Annotated in this window: 26 protein-coding genes; 8 read left to right on the top strand and 18 right to left on the bottom strand. The window is 48.0% G+C overall.

From position 1 onward, the window contains the following. The gene (locus BFC18_RS17545) at window positions 1-975 is read right to left on the bottom strand and encodes a calcium/sodium antiporter (protein ID WP_070126850.1); all 975 of its coding nucleotides are present in this window, start codon (window positions 973-975) and stop codon (window positions 1-3) included. A gap of 289 nt (window positions 976-1,264) precedes the next feature. On the opposite strand from BFC18_RS17545, the gene BFC18_RS17540 reads away from it, so the two are divergent. Continuing rightward, on the top strand, window positions 1,265-2,713 hold the full coding sequence (locus BFC18_RS17540; protein ID WP_070126849.1) for a RimK family protein: 1,449 nt from the start codon (window positions 1,265-1,267) through the stop codon (window positions 2,711-2,713). Further along, the gene (locus BFC18_RS17535) at window positions 2,710-3,840 is read left to right on the top strand and encodes a GNAT family N-acetyltransferase/peptidase C39 family protein (RefSeq protein WP_083273163.1); all 1,131 of its coding nucleotides are present in this window, start codon (window positions 2,710-2,712) and stop codon (window positions 3,838-3,840) included. Before BFC18_RS17540 ends, BFC18_RS17535 begins: the two co-directional genes overlap by 4 nt. A 44-nt stretch (window positions 3,841-3,884) precedes the next feature. On the opposite strand, the gene BFC18_RS17530 is transcribed toward BFC18_RS17535, so the two are convergent. From BFC18_RS17530 to BFC18_RS17480, 12 genes are all read right to left on the bottom strand, one after another. Beyond that, window positions 3,885-4,151 (bottom strand): hypothetical protein, encoded by a 267-nt coding sequence (locus tag BFC18_RS17530; RefSeq protein ID WP_070126848.1) that lies wholly within the window; start codon window positions 4,149-4,151, stop codon window positions 3,885-3,887. 200 nt (window positions 4,152-4,351) lie between these two features. Next, on the bottom strand, window positions 4,352-4,525 hold the full coding sequence (locus BFC18_RS21755; RefSeq protein WP_170826623.1) for a hypothetical protein: 174 nt from the start codon (window positions 4,523-4,525) through the stop codon (window positions 4,352-4,354). 30 nt (window positions 4,526-4,555) lie between these two features. After that, window positions 4,556-4,927 (bottom strand): hypothetical protein, encoded by a 372-nt coding sequence (locus BFC18_RS17525; protein ID WP_070126847.1) that lies wholly within the window; start codon window positions 4,925-4,927, stop codon window positions 4,556-4,558. 164 nt (window positions 4,928-5,091) lie between these two features. Then, window positions 5,092-5,376 (bottom strand): hypothetical protein, encoded by a 285-nt coding sequence (locus tag BFC18_RS17520; protein WP_070126846.1) that lies wholly within the window; start codon window positions 5,374-5,376, stop codon window positions 5,092-5,094. Between the two features lie 119 nt (window positions 5,377-5,495). Next, window positions 5,496-6,227 carry an ATP-dependent Clp protease proteolytic subunit gene (locus BFC18_RS17515; protein WP_139139040.1) on the bottom strand — a complete coding sequence of 244 codons (732 nt, stop codon included), beginning with the start codon at window positions 6,225-6,227 and terminating at the stop codon, window positions 5,496-5,498. Window positions 6,228-6,348: 121 nt separating this feature from the next. After that, window positions 6,349-7,695 carry a TolB-like translocation protein gene (locus BFC18_RS17510; RefSeq protein ID WP_245680423.1) on the bottom strand — a complete coding sequence of 449 codons (1,347 nt, stop codon included), beginning with the start codon at window positions 7,693-7,695 and terminating at the stop codon, window positions 6,349-6,351. Window positions 7,696-7,811: 116 nt separating this feature from the next. Then, window positions 7,812-8,822 carry a glycoside hydrolase family 43 protein gene (locus tag BFC18_RS17505; protein WP_070126845.1) on the bottom strand — a complete coding sequence of 337 codons (1,011 nt, stop codon included), beginning with the start codon at window positions 8,820-8,822 and terminating at the stop codon, window positions 7,812-7,814. 179 nt (window positions 8,823-9,001) lie between these two features. After that, window positions 9,002-9,364: a hypothetical protein gene (locus BFC18_RS17500; protein ID WP_070126844.1), complete on the bottom strand. Its 363-nt coding sequence runs from the start codon at window positions 9,362-9,364 to the stop codon at window positions 9,002-9,004. Between the two features lie 104 nt (window positions 9,365-9,468). After that, a complete protein-coding gene (ylqF, locus tag BFC18_RS17495; protein WP_070126843.1) occupies window positions 9,469-10,485 on the bottom strand; it encodes a ribosome biogenesis GTPase YlqF in 1,017 nt (338 codons plus the stop codon). A 90-nt stretch (window positions 10,486-10,575) separates the two neighbouring features. Further along, a complete protein-coding gene (locus BFC18_RS17490; protein WP_070126842.1) occupies window positions 10,576-10,938 on the bottom strand; it encodes an MmcQ/YjbR family DNA-binding protein in 363 nt (120 codons plus the stop codon). A gap of 19 nt (window positions 10,939-10,957) precedes the next feature. Further along, entirely contained in the window at window positions 10,958-12,976 is a 2,019-nt protein-coding gene (locus BFC18_RS17485) for a PAS domain-containing hybrid sensor histidine kinase/response regulator (RefSeq protein ID WP_070126841.1), read from the bottom strand. Between the two features lie 80 nt (window positions 12,977-13,056). Further along, a complete protein-coding gene (locus tag BFC18_RS17480; RefSeq protein ID WP_070126840.1) occupies window positions 13,057-14,235 on the bottom strand; it encodes an MFS transporter in 1,179 nt (392 codons plus the stop codon). A gap of 94 nt (window positions 14,236-14,329) precedes the next feature. Here BFC18_RS17480 and BFC18_RS17475 point away from each other — a divergent pair, with 94 nt between their 5' ends. Then, window positions 14,330-15,103, top strand: a complete 774-nt coding sequence (locus BFC18_RS17475; protein WP_070126924.1) for a DeoR/GlpR family DNA-binding transcription regulator — start codon at window positions 14,330-14,332, stop codon at window positions 15,101-15,103. A gap of 44 nt (window positions 15,104-15,147) precedes the next feature. Here BFC18_RS17475 and BFC18_RS17470 read toward each other — a convergent pair whose 3' ends face one another. The 3 genes from BFC18_RS17470 to BFC18_RS17460 form a co-directional block, all read right to left on the bottom strand. Then, window positions 15,148-15,783: an HAD family hydrolase gene (locus tag BFC18_RS17470; protein ID WP_070126839.1), complete on the bottom strand. Its 636-nt coding sequence runs from the start codon at window positions 15,781-15,783 to the stop codon at window positions 15,148-15,150. Between the two features lie 141 nt (window positions 15,784-15,924). Next, window positions 15,925-16,647 (bottom strand): 3-keto-disaccharide hydrolase, encoded by a 723-nt coding sequence (locus BFC18_RS17465; RefSeq protein ID WP_083273160.1) that lies wholly within the window; start codon window positions 16,645-16,647, stop codon window positions 15,925-15,927. Window positions 16,648-16,742: 95 nt separating this feature from the next. Continuing rightward, on the bottom strand, window positions 16,743-17,720 hold the full coding sequence (locus BFC18_RS17460) for a helix-turn-helix domain-containing protein (RefSeq protein ID WP_070126838.1): 978 nt from the start codon (window positions 17,718-17,720) through the stop codon (window positions 16,743-16,745). Window positions 17,721-17,934: 214 nt separating this feature from the next. On the opposite strand from BFC18_RS17460, the gene BFC18_RS17455 reads away from it, so the two are divergent. The 4 genes from BFC18_RS17455 (at window position 17,935) to BFC18_RS17440 (ending at window position 22,207) form a co-directional block, all read left to right on the top strand. Then, the gene (locus BFC18_RS17455) at window positions 17,935-19,338 is read left to right on the top strand and encodes an ethanolamine ammonia-lyase subunit EutB (RefSeq protein ID WP_070126837.1); all 1,404 of its coding nucleotides are present in this window, start codon (window positions 17,935-17,937) and stop codon (window positions 19,336-19,338) included. Beyond that, on the top strand, window positions 19,338-20,177 hold the full coding sequence (gene eutC / locus BFC18_RS17450; protein ID WP_070126836.1) for an ethanolamine ammonia-lyase subunit EutC: 840 nt from the start codon (window positions 19,338-19,340) through the stop codon (window positions 20,175-20,177). The genes BFC18_RS17455 and eutC overlap by 1 nt, the downstream gene beginning before the upstream one ends. Before the next feature lie 13 nt (window positions 20,178-20,190). Continuing rightward, window positions 20,191-21,594: an ethanolamine permease gene (gene eat, locus BFC18_RS17445; RefSeq protein WP_070126835.1), complete on the top strand. Its 1,404-nt coding sequence runs from the start codon at window positions 20,191-20,193 to the stop codon at window positions 21,592-21,594. A 157-nt stretch (window positions 21,595-21,751) separates the two neighbouring features. Next, on the top strand, window positions 21,752-22,207 hold the full coding sequence (locus tag BFC18_RS17440) for an NADAR family protein (RefSeq protein ID WP_211481047.1): 456 nt from the start codon (window positions 21,752-21,754) through the stop codon (window positions 22,205-22,207). 141 nt (window positions 22,208-22,348) lie between these two features. On the opposite strand, the gene BFC18_RS17435 is transcribed toward BFC18_RS17440, so the two are convergent. Next, window positions 22,349-23,092, bottom strand: coding sequence for an SDR family oxidoreductase (locus BFC18_RS17435; RefSeq protein WP_070126833.1), 744 nt, complete (start codon window positions 23,090-23,092; stop codon window positions 22,349-22,351). Between the two features lie 155 nt (window positions 23,093-23,247). Here BFC18_RS17435 and BFC18_RS17430 point away from each other — a divergent pair, with 155 nt between their 5' ends. Then, a complete protein-coding gene (locus BFC18_RS17430) occupies window positions 23,248-24,051 on the top strand; it encodes an SDR family NAD(P)-dependent oxidoreductase (RefSeq protein WP_070126832.1) in 804 nt (267 codons plus the stop codon). 19 nt (window positions 24,052-24,070) lie between these two features. Here BFC18_RS17430 and BFC18_RS17425 read toward each other — a convergent pair whose 3' ends face one another. Beyond that, on the bottom strand, window positions 24,071-25,045 hold the full coding sequence (locus BFC18_RS17425; protein ID WP_070126831.1) for a LysR family transcriptional regulator: 975 nt from the start codon (window positions 25,043-25,045) through the stop codon (window positions 24,071-24,073). Window positions 25,046-25,057: the final 12 nt, after the last annotated feature.

Below are 25,057 nucleotides of genomic sequence, written 5' to 3'. Positions count from 1 at the left end.
TTAGCTTACAAAAGCCGATTGTACCAAGTACCAGGTATAAGCCACGTAACCCAATACAAATACCCCACCTTCTAATCGGTTCAAGCGGCCCTGACGACCTTTGAGGCCGATACAGAATATAAACAGAGCAACCGACAACACCAGCATAATGAGCACATCGCGGTACAGAAAGCTTGGTTCTACCTGCATAGGCTGAATGGTACCGGCAATACCCACAACCGCGAGGGTGTTGAACATGTTCGAGCCGATAACGTTGCCCAGTGCCATATCATGTTCGCCTTTGCGAATTGCCATCAGTGAAGATGCCAGTTCAGGTAACGATGTACCTACTGCGATGATGGTTAAGCCGATAATTGTATCGCTAACACCAAAATCGGTGGCGATTTCAACGGCACCCCACACCAGAATACGAGAGCTGGCCACTAACAATAACAAGCCCGTGAACAGCCAAATTGCATTGGTCTTTACGCTTATTTCGTCGCCGGGGATTTCGCTGTCATAGCCTTCTGCCAATTTGTCTTTATCGCCTTTGGTTGCAGCCCAGATGCTCCAGCCCATTAGCAGAATAAATAAACCTAATAACGAGAATGCATCGTCGGTGGAGATATAAAAGTCAATCAGTTGCCAGCTGGCAAAAAAGGTCAGGCCGAGCAGGATAGGGAGTTCACGTTTGATGATGTCTGAACTTACTGCAATGGGGCTGATAACCGCGGTGAGACCAAGAATAAGTGCAATATTGGCAATGTTCGAGCCGTAGGCGTTACCCAGTGCAATACCCGAATTACCTTGAATAGCGGCGAAAATAGAAACAATGATCTCGGGGGCTGAGGTACCGAAGCCGATGATCAGCATACCAATTAATAGCGGCGAAAGGCCGAAATGACGGGCAATACCTGCTGCACCACCGACAAATTTACCGGCACTCCACAGTAAAACTGGCAGGCCAACAATAATAGCAGCAATGGCTAAAAGCATATTCTCTCCTTGGGTCCGTCTTTTTCAGGCAAACGGAATAACTGATTTTTGAACCGCCATTATATGGCGATTTCGTTAAACATTTTAAACGTCTGAACGCGCTAAATGGGCCAGAAATCTTTTCCAGCAACGCTATCATAAAATCTCATGGTTACGATAAAAAAAAGCCGTGCTGAAATTACTGGTGAAACAGCCGGTTTCCTCTACACTGCGCTTCAATATCTACCAGCTCTGAACAAGTTCAGAAGTGGCAGCAAATCACTTTTCTTTAGGAAAAAAGAAGCATTTCATGCACAAGACTTTAATCGTAGTTGATGACACCAGCGGTTTTGACATTCCTGATCAGACAATTCTGACCTTTCAGCAATATCTGGAAGAATTTCCGAAACGCAACGAGCCGAAAACCCGGGTGATCAACCTGTGCGATACCTCACGATATCTGAGTCAGGGTTATTATTGCTCGTTATTAGCGCAAGCCCGTCAGCACCGCGTATTGCCGTCGGTGAAAACCATCAATGATTTACGCATTGTTGATGAAGGTAGTGCTCGGCTGCCGTTGCCGGAAAAATTTCAGTGGTCCGGCGCAGAAGGCATTGAGTCGTTCTTTGTACTGTTTGGTAAAACAAAGGATCAGCGTTTAGCTGCACTGGCAAAAGCGGCGTTTGAGGCATTTCCGTGCCCGGTGCTTACTGTTGCGCTGCATATTGCGGCAGACAACATTGGTTTTATGGAAATACAACCGCGGGGCTTTGTTGATTTATCTGACGACGAAAAACAAGCGTGTATTGATGGGTTGCAACAATTCACCGAACAGGAATGGCGTAGCGATCGCAAAGGCAAAAAAATGCGCTGGGACATGGCCATATTGGTTAACCCGGATGAGCCGACGCCACCGTCTGATGACAAAGCAATTCGCAATTTCGTGAAAGCTGCCGAGAAGGTTGGTTTTAATGCGGAAGTGGTAACCAGTCTGACGCCAGAAGCGGTTGGGCATTACGATGCACTGTTTATTCGTGAAACCACGGCTATCGACCATCATACTTATCGTCTTGCCCGTGCGGCAGAACGTGAAGGTTTGATTGTGATTGATGACACTCAGTCCATCCTGCGTTGCTGTAATAAGGTGTACTTGCAAGATGCGTTTGCGTATCAGCAGGTACCGGCACCGCAAAGCGAAATGGTGTCTGACAGCGACGACGAAACTTGTGCTGAACTGATTGAAAAGCTGGGCCTGCCGCTGGTGTTGAAATTGCCAGAGAGTTCATTCTCGCGGGGTGTATACAAAGTAGAAAGTGCCGAGGCACTGAAAACGCGACTGGTAGAAATGCTGGAAGCGTCAGCGCTGGTACTCGTGCAGGAATATGTCTTTACCGAGTTTGACTGGCGCATTGGTGTGTTGGGTGGCAAGCCTATTTATGCTTGTCAGTACTTCATGGCACGCAACCATTGGCAGATTTATCACCACGAAGGTGACCGCTTTAGCTCTGGTGGCTTTAAAACCATGCCGACCTTTGAAGTGCCCAAAGCTGTGCTTCAAGCTGCAATTAAAGCGGCGAAGGTCGTGGGCGATGGCCTTTATGGTGTAGACATCAAGCAATCAGGCAACAAAGTTTACGTGATTGAAGTGAACGACAACCCAAGTATCGACTCGGGTGTTGAAGATAAATACCTCGGCAAAGAACTGTATCAGTTAATCATGCAGGAATTTGCTAACAGATTGGAGTTACGCGGTCGATGAGCGCAGAACGTGCTTTACCGCTACCAGCGATGCTGAGTGTGCGCTCAGCTGACGCTGGCGATTTACCGCAGTTGTGCGACATAGAACAACGCTGTTTTGCCCACGATCGGTTAAGCCGCAGGAGAATGCGTTTTTATCTCACTGCCACCCATGCTGAACTGCTGGTGGCAGAACGAGACGGCGTGCTGCTTGGTTATGCCTTGCTACTGCTAAGACGGGGCACCATGCTAACGCGACTTTACTCTATCGCGGTTTTGCCGGAAGCCCGTGGACAACAGGTGGCGCAATCACTGATTGCTGAACTGGAGGTCAGGGCGCTGTCGCGGGGAAAGCGCTTTATGCGTCTGGAAGTGTCTGAGGACAACAAGGGCGCCATAGCACTGTACCAGCGTTTGGGTTTTACTCAATTCGGTATGTATAACGAGTACTACGAAGATAAATCTGATGCCATCCGTATGCAGAAGGTACTCAATTTTCCTTCCAGTACCACAGAAGTCGATGTGTACCCTTGGTACCAACAGACAACGGAATTTACCTGTGGCCCGGCATCATTAATGATGGCCATGGCAGCATTGGATAAAAACTATGTGTTGTCGCAGGAAAAAGAGCTGGCATTATGGCGTCGAGCCACCACCATTTTCATGACTTCAGGCCATGGTGGTTGCCATCCTGTAGGGTTGGCACTGGCGGCCGTCGACGAAGGTTTCAGCAGTGAAGTTTGGGTTAACCGCGCGTTTCCGCTGTTTACCGATGGCGTGCGTACAGCGCACAAAAAAGCCATTGTAGAAGTGGTGGAACAAGGCTTTCTTGACGAAGCCGAGCGCAAGCAGATCCCCGTGACTATTTCAGAATGGAAAATGGAATCAGTCGACAGCTTACTGGAAGAGGGCGCAGCGGTAATGTGCCTCATCAGCACCTATGCCTTTGACAAGAAAAAAGCGCCGCACTGGGTCACGCTTACAGCCTCGGATCAACGATGCTTTTACATTCATGACCCCGATCCGGAAGCGTTCGAAGGCCAAGCTGTGGAGTATCAGCATATCCCCGTGGCACGAGAAGATTTCACTCGCTTGGTAAGCTATGGCCGCCGGAAGGTACGGGCAATTGTCATCGTCAGGCAAGCCTGACATCAACAGCTAAATAAGCGCTGTCCACATGGGCAGCGCAAAAACTAGTGACTAATCTTAGCGTTAAATGACCGCAATGAAGAAACCAATGCCGCTAAATCATTTAAAGACTGATTGCTTAACGCTGGCTTGGTAAAGGTGGTGCCTTTGCGGGCAGTGTTGAATGCACGTTTAATGTCGAATGCTGCAGTGCGCTCTTTCAAACGTAGCCATTCGTTTTGCAGTGAACTAGGGATAACATGACGTTTAGCCAGAATTTTGTCTCGAATTTGCAACACTTGGCCAATTAATAACGTATTTTCATTTAACATTAGTAAACCTATTTTTCGTCTGGTTAGTTGTTTCAGCCTTTATTTATGGGGTCCTACAACAACTACCTGCTTTGTGACCCTGAATAAAGGAACGTCTTACACAGAGGAAATTGCAACATTGGTGCCTATAGTCTTTAGTCTAATAGGAGATCGATGAAGTGCAGCTGAGAGCGATAAATTGAAAACGGGAGGGAAGGGGCTTATTCCGCAGTATGTTGGCAAGCGAAACCTTTTGCATCGACCCGAGCGATATCATCATTGCCGCACACTTTTAGTGTCGTAGTCTGTTGATTATCGTCGTTAAACCCTTTCGCTATGACACTTGCCGTTGCGACAACAAGAACTGCTGAAACCACCTTTGCGAATCGAGTCATTGCACTGCTCCTGCTCTCATAAAATCCAGATTAACTCATCAAGCCAGTAAATAAGTACCCGACAAAGAGTAAGGCGCCAATCAGCAGGGCAGAACGAAATAATGAAAACTTGCCGGATTTGCCTGCATTTTTTTCTTGTTCAATCTGCTGAAGTATTTCTTCTACTGACCCTTCTTGCGCGCCAAAACGGGTCATTCTGAACGTGCGTGTTTGCTCCGAATAGGCGAAATCGTCGTTACTAGCTTCGCGAGTAGAGCGTAAACGTTGAGTGCTATAAGGTGCTGCATTATTCTCAGCTAGTTTATTTGCAGACAACTTGTTGGCAGAGCTAGGCGCACCAGCACTTTGTTTGCTAGAGGTGTCATTTCTGCGTTGATGATCCGTAAATTGGCGTGTAGTCATTCGCATTCCCTGCCCGACATGGTGTTCGTTTTTCATAGTGCCAGTCTATTGTGGCCGAGTGAAATATCAACAATTCATAGACGAATGACAGTATGGAATTAAAATCGTAGTTCTTTGCTTATATACCTGAAACCGGATTTTAATGCTGAAAGAACGTTAATACATTAGCGACTTGCGCGGCGCACTGGGCTTTTTCGAGCTGCTTTGAGAAACAGGTGGCCAATGCTCATGACTAATAGAGAAAGAATAAGCGGAAACAAACCGGCTAGTAGCGGGGAGATGCCACCATACGATATTGAAATGAAACTATCGCTGGTTGCTACCTGATAATCAGCTGGCGTCCAGAATGTATGGTAGATACTCATTGCTAGTGCAACTGCTGCACCAAAGAGACCTGATAACGTGAGCACCCATCCGGTGGCTGTGGTGATGTGTTTCCCTAAATCCATGGGAATCTCCAAGTAATTGGAACGAATTTTAACCAATTATCGTAGGAGATGGGGCTATGATCAAGTCTACGGCTATCTACTTTAGGGTAAATCGCAGTATAACCGCGATAAAATAAGATTTATCGCAAGTCCATGGAGGACGTCGCGCCATCATCTACAACAAAGCGGCGTAGCGTAAATCGATAATCGTCCTGTAACTGGATGCGGGTGACTTCACTTTTCTTGTCAGCCCGATAATGCCGCCAATTCCATTCACCGTCTTTCAGGATGACATTTTTGATACCAAAGCGCGACATGTCATCGACCGAGTAATCGAACCCCTGTGGCCCGTAACCAAAATAGTTCAGGAAACGCTCTTTAAGTGCTTTGACGTGCTGCCCGTAAACTGTGAAAAGATTATCAATTTCTAAATCAGCGTAGAATTGGGTTTCCTGCTGGCGCATTGCATTTATTATTACAGAGAAGCCTTCGATATCTTCACTGCCTGCCCAATCTTGCTGCCAGGCACTGCCGTGCCAAAGAAGAACGGAGTCTTTTCTTAAGAACTTCTTGTTGGCAGCCGGAAAGACATAATTTGCGCAGGAAGACGCACACACTACAGATACCTCCACATTCAAATTATGTTCATGCACCCATTTTCCAAGGGCCATACCCTGAGTAATATCGCCTCCACCACTGTTGATAACCAGCAAGTCAGGTTTGTCGGTAGCGTTGTCAAAATCGTTGAAAACTTTCTGATTGTTTTCTTTGTTGATAGGCCCGTCGTAGTGAAGTGCGTTGACATCCCGGTTGGCCAGTGAAGTGGCGAGAGCATAATTAGAAAATAGCAAAAATCCGGTTGTAACGGTCATTGAGGTTCGGGTAAAACCCATCATCTTGTCCCTGATGAAAATAAACAATGACCAGATAATAAACGGTTTGCTTGTCGAAAACACGGTGTGCTGTCTTTTAGGCAGCACATTTTATCGTGCATCAGTCCAGTCTTTTAACTGCCTTATATTGTCTTTTCAACAAACGTTCAGGCAAATAAATCACCGCAATATTCATGCTGCGGTTATCATCAGACAACATAGCAGACTGAATTTGAATTTTGGTGCCGTCAGCACTAAACGTAGGGTGAGTGTGATCTCTTGCTGTGGGTTTATGGCCGGTGCTGAGCAGCATCATTTCATCGGTTGTGCGATCGATCAAATACAAGCTACGGCTGAAATCATCACCCACCGCCCACCGGCCGTCAGATGAGCCATGGACATGCCATAAACCGCTGCCACTTCGGGTTTGACCTGCAATGCGCATTTCATTAGTTCGAAGGTTTACGATTCCGAGTCCAGTGGGTTTTTGTCTGCTTGCTGATGGTCCCCATTCATCATCAGTGCCCACTTCACGGTGCCCCATAATCGCGAAAGCCACTTCATCTTTGCTGATCACGGCTTCGTGCGTTACCCATTCATAATTGGCTTCCGGGTATAGAGCTTTCACTTCGCCGCCCACTTTCATGGTCCACATGCGTTGTGGTGATTTACCACCGGTTTCCCAACAGAATACCAATTCCCGGCTGACCCATGGGTTGGTTTGAATATGACCGAGCTGGAAGGGCAGTGCGACCACCATGTCTATTTTCCCGGTGCGTAAATCCATGCTCGCAATACCGGTAGGACCTGCCCCCATATTTCGTGGACCAAAGTTTTCTTCCAGTTCCACATCATCGGGTAGGTGTCGGGCGGCTTCTTCACGGCCAATTCGAAAATAAATGATGTCCTCGGCGGCATCCAGCGCCATGTCGCCACCGGCACCCATGCTCGCCGGGACTACGCCCACTACACGCTGATAATGGCTTTTATCTCTCACCTTTCCTGTGGTGGCATCACGCAGCAAAGCCGCCATATCCACCTCAACGATTTGCTTATCGTTATCGCTGCTTCCATATCGCGGTTGGTTATCTGCGCTGAAAGACGGATCACGCATCAGGTACAGTTTGTCCGTTTTTCTGGCGTTCACCAGCATGCCGAAGTAGCCGCCTTCACTTACCTGTACCAAAGTGCCATTTTCTTCATTAACTGCCATTGCTTCTCCAGGCACACGATTCGAGCGAAACACTAACCATTTCCCATCGGCCGTCCATTGGGCATGAGTGGGATAAATCTTCGAATCGCCAAGTGGTTGACTGGTGAGGAAGGCGATTTTCACTCCGGTTATTGGATCGTTTATCACCTTCCTCTCCGACGGAAAAGTTTGCCCGATAGTCGCTGCATTGGCAGGGGATAAGAGCGTTAACAGAATAAATATGTTTATCAGGATAAGGGTTTGTTTGGCAGTCACGAAAGTCTCACGTTTTCTTGTTATCAGAATGTAACGGTGAGCAAAACACAGAGAGATGCCGGAAGCGAGCCATTCCGGCAATTTAGGTTAAATATGAAACTGACAGCCTAAATAGGCTAATCGCTTTCATTTTGCCGGAAGACTGGAAAGCCTTCCGCATCCCAAAAAATGACGCGAGCACGTGCATGGCGATTGGGGTCGGAAAGGGCTGAACCTCGTAACTTTTGATAGTCGCGGCTATGGTAAATCATCAGATCGGTGATGCCGTCTTCAGCTTTAACAAAACTGTTGTGGCCTGGTCCGTAGCGACCCAGCTCAGCGCGAGTGGTAAATACAGGTTCCTTCTTTTTATGCCAGCTAGCGGGGTCTAACAAATCCGCGTTTTCATCTGCCCAGAGTAATCCCATTGCATAGCGATCATCGGTTGCGCTGGCAGAATACGTGATTAAAACGCGACCATGACGAATGATTACAGCCGCGCCTTCATTCACTTTATACCCGGCGGTTTCCCAGTCGAGGCTGGGTTCGGTAAGTAGGGTGACGGTGTCGAAGTCGATAGTTGTGGGCGAGGTCATCCTTGCGAGCCACAGCGCTGAGTTGTAAGTGCGTGCAGCATCTTGCTGCGCCCATATCAGGTAGCGTTCGCCCTTATGTTCAAAAGTAGTAGCATCAAGTGAAAACGAGTCAACGGGCGTTTTTATTTGTCCTGCTTCCGTCCATTCACCTTCCATCGGATTTGAGGCAGCGTTTTTCAGCGCGTACATCCGAATGCGCCATTGATCGTCTGCATCACCAGCCGCGAAATAAATGTACCAGCTGCCATCTATGCGATGGAGTTCCGGCGCCCAAATATGGTTACCCATGGGGCCTGCGGTTTTCTTGCGCCAAATTATTTTAGGCTCAGCAATTTTTAAATCATTCAGGCGACAAGCCTGGCGAAGCTCGATCTCATCAAACTTAGGAGATGTACCAATGAAGGTATAACAGCCATCATCGTGTCGCACTAACCAAGGGTCGGCGCGCTGCACAACAATGGGGTTATCGATGGGAGGCATAGCGGCCGCCAAACTTGAGAAGCTACAGCTGGCCAGCAAGATGAAAGCAACAGCAGACAAAAACGATGGCATAACCTTCCTTGTTGAAAATCCTGGTTTTAAGAAGGGTTAAGCTAGCACAGCCTGACTGCGCGTCCTATCTATTGTAAGAGTGAGTCCGTCTGAAGTTTATTATGTGAAACTTTAGTAGGGCTGCGCTCCTTTGCAGGAATGCAAGGAGCCAGAAACTATTGCAGCACGCGCCGCAACGACTACACCAACAGATTGTTAAACAACAATCCTGGCATAAAAAAGCTGGTGGCGAATACCACAGAGCCGGTAAGCATAAATGCGGTAACACAGAAGATAGCCTGACAACCGAATACGGCGGGCCGTGCACTTGCACTGTGTCTTAGCGTAACGACGGCGAGTGCCAAAGCGTTCTGGGTAACGCGATAATGATGTTGTAGCCACACCAGTGCTGGTTTAAAGAAAAATAGCAGGAAAGCGAACGCGACTTCTATACCGCCAAACTGCACCAGCATGGCTATTTCCGGTGCCAGCATGCCAATGGCAAGAATGCCCAGTCCCACAGCCAATTTTTGCAACAGCGATAAATCTTCCCAGTTTCTCATAACGTTCCCTCGTAAATAAAAGGCAGACTGAATCCTATAGTCTGCCTGTTTGCGATTTTATTACAGTAATTGTGTCAAAAATTGCGTCAGCTAAAAATCGGCGCTTAGCGTTGACGCTGCCGATTCTGTTTTTTCATCCGCTTGCTTTGTTCTTCCCGCTTTTCGTTGCGACGCTCTTTACGATCCTGACGCTCTGGCGTGGCGGAACCTTGTTTGAATTTTTCCTTGCGTTTAGCTTTATCGGCAGCTTTTTTAGCGGCCGCTTCTGCCATCTCAATTTTTTCTTTTTCCAGCATCGCAGGGGTTTCCAGGGTGATGCGCCCCAGTTTACCGGCTTGCAATTCGGTGAGCAGAATTTCACAAATTTTGTGAAGATTCACGCGGCCACCAGCCATGATAGCGCCACGAGTGCGCGCAGCTGCTTCCAGAAATTCAATTTCGGTATCGGGTAATTCGTTCAGCTTGAAACGGGCTTTCATTTCTTCCGGATAAGCTTTAATCAAATAATCGGCAGCATAGAAACCCACATCATCAAATTCCATGGCGGTATTTTTTACTGCGCCAGATGCCGCAAGGCGATAAATGGAGTTCGGGTTTTCCTGTTTCGGCCACAGTACGCCGGGGGTATCGAACAGAATAATACCGTTACCCAAATTAATGCGCTGCTGCATTTTGGTTACCGCCGGTTCGTTACCGGTCTTGGCGATAGTGCGGTCTGCGAGAATATTGATCAGCGTCGATTTACCCACATTAGGAATACCGGTGATCATGGCGTGAATGGCTTTGCCTGGTCCGGCCTTCTGTGGAAACATGTCTTTCACAATGCTGGCAATGTGTTTGGCGTTACCAGGATTGTCTGTTGAGGTAGTAATGGTGCGCACACCCCGTTCGCTTTCAAGGTGCGCCTGCCATTCGGCTACCAAATCAGGGTCGGCTAAATCAAACTTATTCAGAATTTTTAGCGCAGGTTTATCGCCACGGATTCTCGCAATTTCCGGGTTTTCACTGGAATAAGGGATACGGGCATCCAGTACTTCAATCAGCACATCTACATCACTGAGTGATTCTTTAATTTCTTTAAGGGCCTTGTGCATGTGCCCAGGAAACCAGTGTAACGCCACGGTGTTCTTTCCTTTAAATCTTTAATGGCGGTAGTTTACTGGATTGAGAGAAATTTGCGCGGAGAAATATGAATTTGTCTTGCTGCGAGTTTATTCCATTAACCCCAGTTCTCGTTGCAAACGTTTGCTCAGTCCTGCACTCACTATGCGAAATGATTCACTGACATAGTACGTGAGAGCTTCATCAAGTTCGCCCCGAGTATCGGTTTGCTGAATCCATTTCATACCTCGACTCGCCAGATAAGGTGCCGGTATGTAGCCGTCGGCTTCGCAAAGAAAATAGTAGTTCTGCTCTGAGGTTTTAAAAATAAATGCTGGTTCACCGGTTTTACTACGACTACCAATGGCAAAAACTTTACCGCCAATTTTCCACACATCGGAATTTCCCCACTGCACCACATGGGTGACAGCTGGGAAGGTGTTGCAAAAGGCATTGAATTGATTGCGGTCCATAGTCGTTAGATATGTTGCCTTACGCTTTTCCTGTGCGTTTACTTTTCTGCTCTCGCACACGGTTAACAATGGGCATTAGGTCATTCATGTTCAGCGGTTTGACCAAATGATGATGAAAACCGGCTTGTTTTGAACGATGAATATGTTCGGGCTGGCCCCATCCGGTTTGCGCCACAAATACCGCATTTTTTAGTGCGCTCATTTCTCGCAGAGCAATACATAAATCGTATCCATTCATGCCTGGCATACCGATGTCCAGTAAGAGTAAATCCGGTGAAATTTGCTTTACTGCTCTAAGCGCCGAAGGGCCATCCTCCACCACCGTCACGTCACAGCCTTTGGCTTCCAATATCCAGCCCATAGTAATTGCGGCATCTTGATTGTCATCTGCGATTAGCACCGTCAGAGGGCCATCAACCGAAACGGGTAATTCAACCGCAGAAGAGGATTTGTGCTGAACTGTTTGTTCGTGAGCGTTCAGTAGAGGCAAGGATACCGTCACGCACGTGCCTTGGTTACTGCTTTGAACAGCAATTTGGCCGTCATGCAGCTCAATAAGCCTTTTTACCAATGTCAGGCCGATGCCGAGTCCATTTTGAGATCGTTCCAGCACGTCTTCGACTTGAGAAAACATTTCAAAAATACCGCTGAGTTTGTCGGCAGGAATACCAACACCGGTATCTGTGATATCCACTGAAACTGTCGAACTGGTTACATTCAGCGCTATCGAAATTCTACCTTTATCCGGCGTATATTTGGCTGCATTATTGATAATGTTTGTAAATATCTGGGCAAGACGAATTTGATCACCATTTACCCATACATCATCCTCAGGACCATGAAATGTCAGAGATTGTTTTTGTGCATCTATGAGTGGCTGCACTGTTTCTATGGCATCTTGAATGGCTTCACAGAGATTAACCGCAGCGCGGTCAACACGTATCTTGCCACGTGTAATCCGCGACACATCCATTAAATCATCTACAAGCCTGACGAGTTGCGAGACCTGTCGATCTACCTGCCTGAATGCTTCCTCTTTTTGCTGCGGCGAGAAGTCAGCGCGAAGAATTTCGAGAGAGTTGCGAATGGGGGCCAGCGGATTACGAAGCTCGTGGGCGAGGGTGGCAAGAAATTCATCTTTGCGTTTGTCGGCTTCCTTCAGCGCGTTTAGCGCATTTTGTTCGGTGGTGATGTCTACGCCCACACCCGGAAAGCTCACGGCCTGACCGTCTCCATCATAAATTGGCCGCCCACGAAAAGCGCCCCAGCGAATACTGCCATCCTGCTGTACCAGACGATACCGCTGATCGTAAAAATTTCCCGTTGCAATACAATCTTGTATAACCGCGTTAACGTCGTTGATGTCGTCCGGGTGAATACTTTCCTGAGGGCGTTCTATGGGTACACCTTGTGACGCTTCTTCTGGCGTCAGGTTAAAAACTTCACCCAAACGCTGGTCACAAACGAAGAGATTATTTTTGATGTCCCAGTTCCAGATCCCAAAACTGTGTGACGCCTCAAGTGCGAGACGCTGCCGAGATTCAGCCTCTTTGGCCATTTTCTCTGCTTCATAGCGTTCCGTAATATCTCGGGTCGAACCGGTGATGGCTTCCACATTGCCATCGGCATCAAGCACAGGTACAAAAATGTATTCGTAAACACGCAGTCCGTGCATGCCATGATAGGGCACGTCACCTCGCAGCGGTTTTTTGGTAGCGACAACTTCTCTAAGCTCACGCATGTGCTTATCAGCTTGCCACTTTTCATAATTTAACTCATACAGGCTTTTGCCAATGGCTTGTTCCCACATAATTCCCCAGATATCCAGTAACGCATTGTTCACGTAGGTGAATCGCCCTTCGAGGTCAAAGGTATATACGGGATCAGGATTGTGGGAGAGGGCAGCTTCATAGAGACGCTGTTGTTTGAGAAGGCATGCTAACGCCTCGCTAGAGGCTTGAAGTTGGCTTTCAGCACTGTGTGGCGTTAGTAATTCTGGAATACGACTAACCGGGAGTCCTGCACTTAAGTCTTTCAAGCATCTCTCTATTTTTTCTGCTTTTTAGAATTCTATCCTAGTGCAGAACGCACTAGTGTGCGACATATTTCATCTCTTATTTAGTCGTGAAACTGAGATTTCTGATAAGGAACAAATCTGCTTAGCAGCAGTACCAGTGCAAGCAGCGGAATTAGCAGTAGAAGCGCGGTGGACAGGCTGGAATGTTCAGCGACTACGCCGATACTCGCAGGCCCTAAAAGCACACCGGAAAATCCGAGCGTGGATACGGCGGGCACGGCGGTACTCTGGGGCATGACAGTCTGGTTAGCAATGGCGGTGAACATCACCGGCACCACGTTGGCTGCACCCAGACCAATCAGGAAATAGCCTATAATTGATGTGACTGAGTAAGGCAGCGCGAGAAGGATCACGAGACCCATGGCAGAAGTTAGCGTGCCTGCCATCACCACCGGAAACCCGCCAAATTTCGACACCACATTATCACCAGTGAACCTGCCTGCCGTCATGGCAATGGAAAAGGCAGCAAAACCTAAACCACCGAGATTAATGGGCAGCGACCGGTATTCGGTGAGGAACAGACTGCTCCAGTCGAGCACAGCGCCTTCTGCAAGAAAGAAACAAAAACAGATGGTGCCGATGGCTAATACAGGGCCTCGCGGCAACGCGAAAGCCGGGCCGTTTTGTTCATTGCCGTATGGCAGCAAGTGGCGCTGGTAATAAAACAGGCAAACGCCAATCAGGCAGACACAAAACACAACCGATAATGTGACGGAAGTAAGTGACAGCAGGAAGGTCATCAACAGCGCCCCGGCAATGCCACCGAGGCTATAAAAACCGTGGAATCCTGACATCATAGTTTTATCACTTTGCTTCTCAACGAGTATTGCCTGAACGTTCATGGCGCAATCTACAGTGCCCAATCCCGCCCCGGCTAAAACCACCATAACCATTAGCAACCAGAAATGGGATAGCAGTGGCAGCGTGAGCATCGATAAAAGCAGTAGTGTAAATCCTGCCAGGATCACTTTTCGGCAACCGAAGCGACTAGAGAGTGGCCCTACAGTGGGCATGGCAAACAGCGCGCCCAAGCCCATACATAAAATGAGTCCACCCAGCGCACCGTCTGAAACACCAGAGTTTATTTTCAGGTAAGGAATGATAGTTGCCCACACAGCTGAAATAAGACCGGCCCCGAAAAAGGCGCAGTTTGTTGCTCGTTTCTGCGATGTTAAAGATGAAGTGAATGGCTGAATGTCCCGGCGAAAATCTGTCGGCATGAACGAAAGTATCCAAAACTGTTGTTTTATCTATAAAGAAAACGCATCGTTACGATATACTGGCAATCGAATTAATGCTCAATGGTGTAATTTTATGCTCGATTATGCATCCTTTCCTGAACAAAGACAATCAGAGTTGGTAACCCGGTTGCAGCGGGAAGGAAAACTTGTCTGCTCACAGCTTGCTTCTGAGCTCGGCGTATCTGAGCATACGATTCGCAGGGACATTGTCGAACTCGCGAATCGCGGACTTTGCAAGAAGGTTTATGGTGGCGCGATAGAAATTTCGCCAGCTCAGGGCAGTATTTTAACAAGAACGAGCAATATCGGGCATGAAAAGCAACGTATTGCCGAAGGAGCACTTAAGCTGATCGCGCCAAACTCAACGGTTTATCTCGATAGCGGGACTACCAGTTTGGCCGTGGTGCAATCGATGCCCCGGGATATGGACATTACGCTGATCACTAATTCTATTCCGCTGGCCCACGAAGCGCTGTCGCTGTCGAAAGCAGAAGTTATCTTATTGGGCGGAAAAGTGGAAAAATCGGTTGGCGGTTCCGTGGGCGCAGAAGCCCAAGAGCAATTGCGAAAACTTTACATCGACATCGGCTTTCTGGGCGTGTGTGCTTTTGATACCACGCGTGGAATTTCCAGTTTCAACTACGATGATGCCTTATTTAAGCGATTACTGGTTAAACAGTGCGGTCAGTTGGCGGCACCGGTGACAGGGGAGAAATATGCCACCATCGCCAGGCACCATGTTGCAGAGGTAATTGATATTTCTGACATTATTGTGTGCAAAGATAAACTGAGTCAGGAGCAACAAAACGCGCTGGCGCAGACAGACATCACGGTTAATTACGTTTAGGGAGTGGACTAATGTACGTACTGAATACGGTCGTCCATCTCCTTTTAAGCGTTATGCTCCATCAGTTCCTGAAATTCAGTCAGCGACGTCACATGGTAGCGGGCGTTATCAGATTTTGTGATACCCGGTCGCAGAATTTGTACTGTTCGCATGCCAAGTGAATTACCGGCTGCAATTTCAGATTCTGCACTGTCGCCAATAACCCAGATATCCTCCGGGGACACGTTTTCGGTCCTGGCAACAATATCGAAGTAGAACGCCTTGCCTTTGCGGGGCGGTTCACCCGGGTCGTCATAAAAAACATCTTTAAAGGCGTCTCTCAATCCCGCCGCTGCAATCTTGGAACGCTGAAATTTTTCAAAACCCGATGTGACTACATACTTTGTTCCGGGCATTGTATTTACCAATTGGCTGTCAGCGTAACCTTTAATACTGCCTTTCGCTTCCAACTGTCGAAAGTAGGCCAAACCTGCTTGTGTCGATTTTTCAGAGAATTTGAATTTTTCAGCGATGTAGTCGAGAGGTTTTCGCCAGAAGTCTGCTTTCATCTCTGCAAATTGCTCAGCGCTTAGATGATTCTCGTTATTTTCGAGTAATGTAAACAATGGATGTAAAACGTTTTCACCTACCGCGTTACCGGGAACCAGACAATTGTCAAAGTCGAAAATGATGATGCGCACTTCTACCTCTTAATTAAAACCGTTGAGTGATGAGCTTCTCATGCCCAAGTTGCATTTTTAATGTTGACCATCAATAAATGACAAATCAGTATCAAAAGGCCGTCAGCCCCATTTATAACACTCGCCATTCTATTAAGAGTCTTATAACACTCGGACTTTCATGTTGCGGAAGTAAATGGGGGAGGTCCATTCTTGCAGCACGATATGGCCTTTGCTAGACGCGCTGAATTGTGGCAAGTCTTTAAAGCGCGATTGAGAAAGCCAGTTTTTCCATTCATTACTTTTGAAGTCGACTGAAGAGGTGAGGGTACCATTCAGGTAGAACTCAACTTTGCCGTTGTTCTGTTTGATCACCGAGTGATTCCATTGACCGTCGCTGTGCATTTTTGCCGCTGCCAAAGGAGAAGTGTATCCAAAAATATCCCCGGAACGCTTGGCCGGGTCGTCGTTATCTTTATGTGCAGTGCCTAATAGCTGGTACTCAGGGCCAGTTTGCCAGGCAATTTGGTGCTCCGGTGTTTCCTGCACATTAATAAACACACCGCTATTGCCCTCTACCGGTGATTTCCATTCAAACTGCAGCTCGTAGTTTTCAAATACTTTGTCGGTTGCCAAATCACCGTGTTGAACATCGCTGGCTTTCAGGTTCACGGTTAATACGCCGTCCTGTACTTCCCAGGCGGATTTTGCATCGGGATGCTGAAACGGGTGCCATCCTTTTGTTGTATTGCCATCGAATAACAGCTGCCAGCCTTGCGCTTCTTCAGCAGGAGTCAGGGCATTTATTTCGCCAAAGACATTAAAGCTGGAAGCAGAAAGCGTAAGGGTTGCGGCTATGCCAAACCAAGAAGCACGGGACATCATGTTGTTACCTTAATCAAATTTTTAACAAGAATGCCACATTAAGGAAAGTCAGGCTATTGGGGTAAGCTCAGTTGTAGATTGTTAAAGTGCAATGGCTAAGGTCTTCTCACCGAACGAGCGAGGGTTTTTGAAGGTAATTCGCCAAATAACTTCTGATAATCCCGGCCGAATTGTCCGGGATGCCAGAATCCCCTTTGAATTGCGATGTCCGAAATTTTGGCACCAGTTTCTGCGTTAAGCAGGTCACGGCGCACCTGGTTCAGGCGACGCATTTTTATAAACTGAAGGGGGCTTATCCCAAGTTGCGATTCAAAGCTGTATTGCAATGTACGCCGACTCACATGGGCAGTTTCACAGAGTTCTGTGATAGTCATGGCTTTGTCGGGATTCGCATCGATATAAGCTTTCACAATTTCAATCACCCGCTTTCGTTGCTCGTAGCTCCGTGGCGCTGATTTGTCGTAGTGGGGAATGGCCAGTACGTCCAGCAAAGTCTGAATGAATCTTTCGGTTTGTATTGCTGCAGGGATTGAGGGGATATCTTTCTGATCCTGTAACGCCAGCAGTAATTCAATATGCTGAGAAAGGCGCACTTCCTGTTGATGTGTAAGACAGACCTTCGCTTGTGCGCCCGATATTTTAGGCACTGTAACGCCGAGTGTTTCCGCAGCCTTTCGCAGTGTCGAGGTCGATATCACCACACCATAAATCTGAAAATCATCCGGTGTAACCAGTTCAAAATCAACCGCACCCGGTTGACTCATGAGTTGATTATCACCGACTTCAAGTCCGTTAATGCGGGGAAGGCGGTGCTGCGAAGAACGTACCGGCAGACCAAGCCAGATGGCATCCGCTCTTACTTTGCATTGCTGTCGAAGTGACTGACTGGTGGTTTCCTTGAATACCTGAAGATCCTCAAACGGTAATTCCTCGATGACGCCCGAAAAAGCCCCCGCACTGATCTGATCATAACACTGCTGCCAGTTGACCAGGTTTTCTGCCTGTTCTTGTGCATCCCTGGCCGTGTATATGCACTTAGATGGTGCGAAATGATCGCTAACTGACGGCTTCAACGGCTTAAAACCTCATTGGACAACGCATTTTCCCTGATTTCTCCCTTCTAATATCCTGAAAAGACGTAATTTTTAAAATATTGCCAAAATTTGATATTGGCGTGGTACAGCTCTCGCTGCATTCAGTATTAAGAATTAGAACAAGATCTGTGTGCCAGGTGCAAGCCAATAATTTCCATTGGCCCATCTTTCATTACAGTAAGGAGAATATGACGTGTACCGTTATACCCTTGGGGATAAAACATTCACCTTTAAAAATCTGGCTGAATTAATGGCCAGAGCGACTCCTGCACGTTCTGGCGATCGGCTAGCTGGTGTTATTGCCCGTTCTGCTGAAGAGCGTGTTGTTGCGCAGATGTGCCTGGCAGAGGTTCCGCTAAAGCAGTTTCTGAATGAAGTGCTGGTACCTTACGAGAAAGACGAAGTGACTCGGCTCATCATCGACACTCATGATGCCGAAGCGTTTGCACCGATTTCACACCTGACGGTGGGGGACTTCAGGAACTGGCTGTTAAGCGATGAAGCCACAACGGAAGTGCTGAGCGAGGTGCGAGCTGGGATCACGCCAGAAATGGCCGCGGCGGTTAGCAAAATAATGCGCAATCAGGATCTTATTCTGGTGGCTAAGAAGTGCCGGGTGCTCACGGCGTTTCGTAACCAGATTGGTTTACCCGGTCATATGTCAACGCGATTGCAACCCAATCACCCTACCGACGATGTTAACGGCATAGCCGCCAGCATGCTTGATGGTTTACTTTACGGTAATGGTGATGCGGTGATTGGCATTAATCCGGCCACAGACAATGTGGCGCAGGCCATTAAGCTGATGAAACTGATGGATGATGTCATTCAGAGTTATCAAATCCCCACGCAGTCCTGCGTGCTAACTCACGTCACTAATACTATTGAGTGTATTGAGCAGGGCGCCCCCGTTGATCTGGTTTTCCAGTCCATTGGAGGTACCGAGGGCACTAACAGCAGCTTTGGGTTTAACCTAAATACACTGGCAGAAGCTCAGCAGGCTGCGCACTCGCTGAATCGTGGCACGCTCGGCAACAACGTGATGTATTTTGAAACCGGGCAGGGCAGTTCATTGTCTGCAAACGCCCATCACAGTCTGGATCAGCAAACCTGTGAGGCACGTGCCTACGCAGTAGCCCGCCATTTTGATCCGCTACTGGTAAATACGGTGGTGGGGTTTATCGGCCCTGAGTATCTGTTTGACGGCAAGGAAATCATCCGGGCCGGTCTGGAAGATCATTTCTGCGGCAAGCTACTCGGCGTGCCTATGGGTTGTGACGTGTGTTACACCAACCATGCTGAGGCCGATCAGAACGATATGGATAACCTGCTTACTCTACTGGGTGTTGCAGGATGTCATTTTGTGATGGGAATTCCCGGCTCCGACGACATTATGCTGAATTATCAGACTACCTCTTTTCACGATGCACTTTATGCCCGTCGTGTTCTGGGGCTTAAGCCTTCACCGCAATTCGCAGAGTGGCTGGAGAAAATGCAGATTATGAAGAATGCCGGTCAGGCAATTCTGGCAGACAGTATGCCAGATGCCTTCCGCCATTCTCTTGCCGCACCTTCACGTAAATCCGGAGGCCATTGATGAAAAAGCCTGCTTTCATTACCGAGAATCCGTGGCAGCAACTTCGTAGCTTTACTGATGCCCGCATCGGACTGGGACGCGCTGGCGTTAGCTTGCCTACCGAACAGCTACTTGCGTTCCAGCTTTCTCACGCTCAGGCGCGGGATGCAGTGCACTTTCCGCTGGATCTCGATGCCTTTGAAGGTGTTTTCGTGGATGCTGGCTTTGACGCGCCAATCAGACTGCATTCTCAGGCCGAAGACAGAATGACTTACCTGCAACGCCCGGATTTAGGGCGATTGCTTAATGAAGATTCCGCTGAGCGATTACGGCAGTGTTTCGATTCACCGGCACCGTCTTTCGACCTCGCCCTTGTTATTGTCGATGGATTGTCGTCTACCGCCGTGGCCCGGAACACATTACCCTTTATTACCGCGCTGTGTGAGCAACTGGATAGCAGTAAATACGATTGGACACTGGCTCCGCTCGCTGTTGTTGAGCAAGGGCGGGTTGCCATTGGTGATGAGGTAGGCGAGTTGTTGAACGCCTCTATCGTATTGGTGCTGGTGGGGGAGCGTCCGGGCTTGAGCTCGCCCGACAGCCTTGGGTTGTACATGACCTGGGGGCCACGCAAAGGGCTGAGCGATGCCATGCGTAACTGCATTTCAAACGTGCGCCCGGCGGGCCTGAAGCCAGAGGATGCCGCGCGCAAAGCGTTTTACCTGTTGGACGAATCCAGACAGCGAAAGCTATCTGGCGTAAAGCTGAAAGATCGCAGTCAGGATGATGTACTTGAACATGATTCAACATCCCGCTCATTTCTCATCCGTCCGCTCGAAGACAAATCAGAAAAACAATAACTGGGGGAACCACATGTCTGAACAACTCAATCAGGAATATCTGGCGAAGCGTCAGTTAAAAAGAGGCACCGCAGGCTGGATCCTTTTGGCTGGCCTGGGTGTGTCATACGTTATTTCCGGTGATTTTGCCGGCTGGAATTTTGGTATCGCTGAAGCAGGCTGGGGCGGGTTTGCCATTGCTGGCGTGTTGATGGCGCTGATGTATTTCACTCTGGTGCTATCACTGGCGGAAATGTCTGCCGCCATTCCTGCCGCGGGTGGCGGTTACAGTTTTGCCCGTCAGGCAATGGGACCGGTGGGTGGCTACCTTACTGGATTGGCTGTGCTTATCGAGTACGCGTTGGCACCGGCCGCTATTGTAATTTTCATTGGTGCAGCGGTAGAGGAGCTACTTGGGTTTAACGGCCCGTGGGTTTACGCCATTTTTTACCTCGCTTTTATTGGTATTCACCTTGCAGGTGTAGGCGAAGCCCTGAAAGTGATGATGGTGATTAGTGGCCTTGCCGTTTTTGCCATCATTGCCACCGGCATTGCTCTGGTGGGTAGCTTTGATACGGCTAATCTGTTCGATATCGCTGTGACGGATGCGGCCGGTGCAACGGAATTCATGCCGCTCGGCTGGTATGGTGTATGGGCAGCGTTACCGTTTGCCATGTGGCTGTTTCTGGCGGTAGAAGGGGTACCGCTGGCTGCTGAAGAAGCGAAGAACCCCGCGAAGGATGTGCCCAAGGGCATTATCGGCGCGATGATCTTTCTGCTGTTTACCGCATTACTGGTGGTCTTTCTGTTAGCGGGTGCAGCAGGTGCAGAAGCTATTGGAGGCAGTGCTGTGCCGTTGGTCGACGCGCTGAAAGCAACCGGGAACAGTACCCTCGCGACTGTGGTGAATGTACTCGGTCTTGCTGGCCTAATCGCTTCGTTTTTCTCTATTATTTATGGTTACAGCCGTCTTGTGTTTGCTTTATCCAGAGCGGGTTACTTACCGCGAAGTCTGTCTGTGACCAGCGAACGTAAAGTGCCGTCGCGCGCATTAATAGTGCCGGGTATTTTTGGTTTTCTGGTTTCACTCACCGGCGAGGGAGACTTGATACTCGCCATGGCGGTTGTTGGCGCAACGGTATCCTATGCACTGATGGCGCTAAGTCATATTTTGCTACGGGTGAAACAGCCTGAATTACCCCGACCTTACAAAACTCCCGGCGGTATGGTGACATCGGCGATCGCGCTATTGCTTTCCATAGTGGCATTGACCGGAGTGTATGCCTTTGATCCACGTGCGTTTAATTATACGCTCATCCTGTTTGTTGTCGGCAGCCTGTATTTTTTCCTCTACAGTAAAAACCGTCTGGTAGCGAAAACACCGGAGGAGGAGTTCAACATGCTGGCGCAGGCTGAGTCCGATTTGGAGGCATCTTAGGGTATTGCATTAATCTTGATGCTTCCTGAGAGAACGCGATATATAGCCGGTCAGTACTTTGCGAGTACTGACCGTTTTTTTACTGCTGATTTGAAAATGTCATCAGGGCTGGTTTTCTTTATACTGGTTTTAACTTCAGCAATGTAACGGACTGATTTTGTTTAATACGAATAACGAGATGGAAAGCGCCCGTCAGTTTTCCCGTTTTGATTTGGACGACCCACTGTCAACCTGCTCACCACACCCGATTGTACTGGAACAGCAAAACTGGCTGACCTGCGAGCATTATGTTCAGGCTAAGACACTACGAAGCGACAGTCAGGCCATTACCGTAGCGACAATGGCTACTGGCGAGCGTGCTTTCGCTTACGCCAAAGCCTGGTATCGTCTGAAAATAGCAGATTACAAAACACTCGCCCCAGTCTTGATGAAACGCGCACTGTACACCAAGGTACAAATGTACGAAGAAGTACGCGAAGCGCTAATGGCTACTGAAGATAAGCTGATTGTTGAAACGTCACAATACGATTATTTCTGGGGAATTGGCCGTGATCAACGAGGACTAAATCATATAGGTAAGGCCTGGATGGATATTCGCGATAAACTTCGATAGGCTGAGGTTTAGCTCGACTTGAAGAAGGCAAAGAAAAGGGCGACCAACTCTGCTGTTTCAACATTTGATTCGAAGCGAACATCAGAATATCTGGTGATTACAGCATTACATCACCAGAAAATCATAAATCCAAATGGTAGTTTACCAATCCTGTAGTGTGGGGTGAACAACGAGGTCGAAAATATTAACCTCATCAGGTTGAGCCAAAGCATATGCCACAGCGTCACCAATATACTTAGGGTCGATACCGACATCATTGACTTCCATCGCCACTTTCTTCCCTGCTTCATCATTTACTTTTTCTGTCCAGCCCGTATCTATCACACCGGGACTTATCATAGAAGTGCGGATACCATACTTGACTCCCACTTCCTTGCGTAGGCTTTCAGTAATTCCACGGATAAAAAACTTAGTGGCACTGTAGACGCCACTAGACTTACCCACGTGAATTCCTGCTACTGAAGAGGTGTTTAAAATAAGTCCGCACTTTGTCTCTACGAAATATGGCAGCACTGATGCAATCCCGTTCAAATATCCCATCAGGTTAATGTTGATCATTTTCTGCCAGTCATCGACGACCACGTCTTCCCAGTTTGAAAACAACATCAGGCCAGCATTATTAATGAAATGATCTATTCGTCCGTATTTTTCTAATGTGTACGCCACTAGAGACTTTGTATTATCCAGGTCGGTGACATCTGTTACAAAAAAGTCTGCATTTCCGCCCTCGGCGATTATCTTATCGACCAGGTCCTTTAATTTATCCTCACTTCTTGCTGCAAGGATCACAGTCCCTCCCTTCGCTGCAACCGACTTTGCGATTGATTTCCCTATGCCTGATGAGGCGCCGGTGATAATTGTAACTTTTTTTGATAATTCGCTCATTTTTAACTCCTTTGTCGTTTGAGTTCTTTTGATACTAGGAGGTTAACCGTTCAGAGCGGTGAGCAGATTTCAATGACTCGTTGAACTCAAATCAAAGAACTTCTGCAGTCTCATGCACATAGCAAAGAGGGAAACTTGCAAACTAAGGAAATCAAATGACACAAAAATATACCGCTCTGATCACAGGTACCACGAATGGGATCGGTTACGAACTCGCAAAAATTTTTGCTGCAAACAACTTCGACATTATTTCGGTGGCGAGAAACGAGGACAAATTAAAAAAGTTGGAAAATGAGTTGGCTGAATTTGGATGCCGTGTCCATTCTATACCTACCGATCTTAGTAGTTATGAAGAGATAAAGTCTCTGAAGGCCCGGGTGAATGAGCTTAATGTTGAGATCCATTCTCTGGTCATTAATGCAGGACAAGGTCTCGGAGGAAAGTTTATTGGCGGCACGTCACTGGAGAAGGAGCTGAGCCTCATCAGATTAAATGTTGATTCTGTAGTCCACATGGCGAAGATTTTTATTCCGGGTATGATAAAACAAGGCCATGGTGATGTGCTTATGACATCATCCGTATCTGGCACGACGCCTATTCCCTATGAGGCTGTGTATGGTGCGTCCAAGGCTTTCGTTAATTCACTTTTTTGGGCAATTCGGAATGAAATCAATGGGTCACCGTTACACATGACTTTGCTACTACCGGGTGCAACAGAAACAAATTTCTTTAAAAATGCAGGTCAGGCATCTACACAAGTAGGCTCAGGTAATAAAGCAGACCCAGCAGACGTTGCGAAACGGGCCTGGTATGCACTTTCCTCCCGTCACGAGGTTGTCTATGGAGATGATGATGCGGAGTGGGAAGGCGAAGTATTGAACCGTAATTTGAGCGAGTCTCAGAAAGCCCAACGTCACCGGATAATTTCTGAACCTGAAAATAACACTGTCAAAGAATAAATTAATTGCAGGCAGGTGATTACAACTTGTCTGCTTCCTCATGATTTTCTATAAATCCATCCTGAAATTGCTGCAACTGCTCTACAGTAAACTGAAAGTCAGAACTACCCAGTAATTGACCTCTGGCATACTCAATAAATCTGGATGCACGATCAGACAGCTTTCTTCCCCCAGGATAATAAAGATATACTCCATACCTGCCAGACAGGTATCGACAAAGTACGGGAACCAGTTTTCCCGAGCGAATGTGCGCCGCGACGTTCAAATTTGCCAGTAATCCTATACCCATACCACGTAAAACCGCCTCGGTTTCTACTTCAGAATCGCTTGCCCAGAATCTGGACTGAACTTGGTGGAAAATCAGCTCGCCGTCTTCCATAAATTCCCAGGGTTCAATTCTGCCGCTGTTTATTTGCCTTGAGCCGGTACAGGTATGCTCACTTAAATCATGGTAAGTGTCAGGAACACCGTATCGCCTGAGATAATCGGGTGAAGCACAGGCGAGCATCTGAAGATCAAAAAGGCGCAGAGAATAATTATTGCCGCCCGGTTCAAGGCCATTCCGGAAACCCACGTCAATGCCTTCTTTCACCAGATCGACAAAGTTGTCTGTGGCATACAATTCAACTTCAATTCGCGGAAACCGTTGCTGAAACTGATCAATGAGCGGCAAGAGTACCGTTCTGCCAAAGTGAAGCCCACAGGTGACCCGCAAAGTCCCCCGGGGCTCGCTGGATAACTCCCGGGCCTTATCCCATGCATTTTCAATCAGTGAGACGCCTTTCGTGACCTCAGACAGAAACCGCTCACCGTCTTCTGTTAGACGACTTTGCCGGGTATTTCGATACAAGAGCTTCACACCCAAATGTTTTTCAATCTGCGCGATGGCTTTGCTGGTTGCCTGTGGGGTAATACCCAGAATCTTTGATGCTTTATAAAAACTCCCCATTTCAGCAACCTGCCGGAAAATTTCAATCGCGCGTAGCTTGTCCATTCATTATCAACT

Origin of the sequence: Alteromonas confluentis, from assembly GCF_001757105.1 — a bacterium.
In the GTDB taxonomy this organism is placed as follows: domain Bacteria; phylum Pseudomonadota; class Gammaproteobacteria; order Enterobacterales; family Alteromonadaceae; genus Alteromonas; species Alteromonas confluentis.
This window is presented reverse-complemented; position numbering and strand designations above follow the sequence as displayed.